Annotated in this window: 1 protein-coding gene; it reads left to right on the top strand. The window is 71.0% G+C overall.

Going from position 1 to position 2,145, the window contains the following annotated elements; all coding sequences use genetic code 11:
* Positions 1-222: 222 nt before the first annotated feature.
* Positions 223-2,145: tetratricopeptide repeat protein (locus VF468_28815; protein HEX5882289.1), on the top strand; the 1,923-nt coding region annotated here is incomplete at its 3' end.

Raw genomic sequence — 2,145 nt, 5'->3', positions numbered from 1 at the left:
GGCCTTAGTGGTGACTGGGGCCGCTGGCTCGACGGGCGCGGCGCTTGCGGGGTGTGCAGTCGCCATCACCATGACCACGGCGGCGACAATCAATAGCCGCCGGCCGATGGGCCGTTGCAACTTCATCCATGCCTCCCTTGGGTGCTTGGATGGGAAGCCTGTCCCGGATGGCGGCAGGGTGGAAGACTTCGCGGAAGTCGGAAGGGTGCGTAGGGTGGTGTCGTGGACCGATCTGCCAGGGCCGTGTTCGCCGGCCGCCTGCGGGCGGTCTTGGAGCAGGCCGGGCTATCGCAGGCCATGTTGGCCCGCAGGCTGCGGGCGGCCGGGTTCGAGCGGGTGGGGGAGCCGCGGGTGTCGGAGTGGTGTCGCGGCCGGGCCCTGCCCCGTGATGAGACGGTGGTGCTGGCGATCGAGGAGTTGGCGGCCACCGCCGGCGTGACCATGCCCGACGGCCAGCTGGTCGCCTTGTACTGGGCGGCGCGCGGCCAGCCGGGACCCCTTCGGGGGCAGGTGCCGGTGCCCAGAGAGTTGCCCGCCCGCCTGCGCCGGTTCACCGGCCGCGCCGTCGAACTGGCCCAACTCGGCCGGCTGCTGGTCGACCAGGCCGGCGACGCCGCCCAGATCGTCGTCATCCATGGACTCGCCGGGGTAGGTAAGTCGGCGCTCACCCTGGAGGCCGCCTGGCGCCTGCAGGAACGGTTCCCCGACGGCCAGCTCTATCTCGATCTCCACGGGGCCACCGGTGCCCTTCCTCCGCTCGGCCCGGGTGATGCCCTCGGTCGGCTGCTTCGGTCGCTTGGGGTCGAGGGCGCGAGCATCCCTTCCGAGCTGGAGGAGGCTAGCGCCAGGTACCGGTCCCTGCTGGCCGGACGCCAGGTCCTGGTGGTGCTTGACAACGCGGCCTCGGCCGCCCAGGTCCGCCCCCTGCTGCCGAGCAGCCCGGGCTGTGCGGCCCTGGTGACCAGCCGCAACCTGCTGGCCGACCTGGACGCCCACCCTCTACACCTGGACGTCATGGTTCCCCAGGAGGCCACGCTGCTGCTCGGGCGGATCGCCGGGTCGCAGCGAGTGGCTGGCGACCCAGCCGCAGCGGCCAGGATCGCCGAGCTCTGCGGGCACCTGCCGTTGGCCCTGCGGATCGCTGGGGGCCGTCTGGCTGCCCGGCCCAGCTGGCCCCTGGGCGCCTTGGCGGCGCGGCTACGTGACGGCCGGGGGCGGCTGGATGAACTCAAGATCGGCGACCTAGCGGTCCGGGCGAGCTTCCAGGTCAGCTACACGACCTTGGTTGGTGGTGGCCCGCTTGAGCAGCGGACTGCCCGCCTCTTCCGGTACCTGGGCTTGCTGGCCACGCCCGACCTGAGCGTACCCATGGTCGTGGTATTGGCCGACGAACCCCGCCTCGCAGTTGAGGCCATGCTTGAGCAACTGGTCGACGCCCAACTGCTAGAGACCCCGGCCCCGGGCCGCTACCAGATGCACGACCTGCTACGGCTGTTCGCTCAGGAGCGGGTGGACCAGGAGGAGTCCGAGGCCTCGCGCGCGACAGCGCTGGGGCGGGTGATGGCCTGGCAGCTGGCCACCACCCGGCTGGCCGTCCGGCTCGCCTACCCAGGAGACCAATGGCGCGCCCAAGGTGACATCACCGCAGCAGCGGCGTTGCAGGACCAGGCCGATGCCTTCGCCTGGCTGGAGGCGGAACGGTCCAACCTTCTGGCCATTAGCCGGCAGGCCACTACCTCCCACCCAGCGGCCACGATGGTTGGTCCGCTGACCACCGCGCTGTTCCGGTACCTGCAGATGGGCGGCTACTGGACGGAGCTGAGGACGCTCAACGAGGTCGCCCTGCAGGCAGCTAGGGACGCCGGTGATCGCTCCGGCGAGGCGCAGGCCCTCAGCGATCTAGCCACCGCCTCATGGTGGCTGGGTGAGCTGGACTACGCGGTCGCGTACAACCAGCTGAGTCTTGGCTTGCGTCGTGCCTTGGGGGATCGCCGCGGCGAGAGCCTGGCCCTCGGCAATCTCAGCGAGGCCTACCGTGCCCTCGGCCGCGTCGGCGAGGCGCTCGCCTACCAGCGCCAGAGCCTGGCCATCATCCGCGAGTTGGGGGACCGTCCGGCAGAAGCGCGATCGCTGAATGGGCTCGGC

Source organism: Actinomycetota bacterium, assembly GCA_036280995.1.
Lineage (GTDB): Bacteria > Actinomycetota > CALGFH01 > CALGFH01 > CALGFH01 > CALGFH01.
The sequence above is the reverse complement of the archived record's forward strand: the minus strand, read 5'-3'. Positions and strand labels throughout refer to the sequence as shown.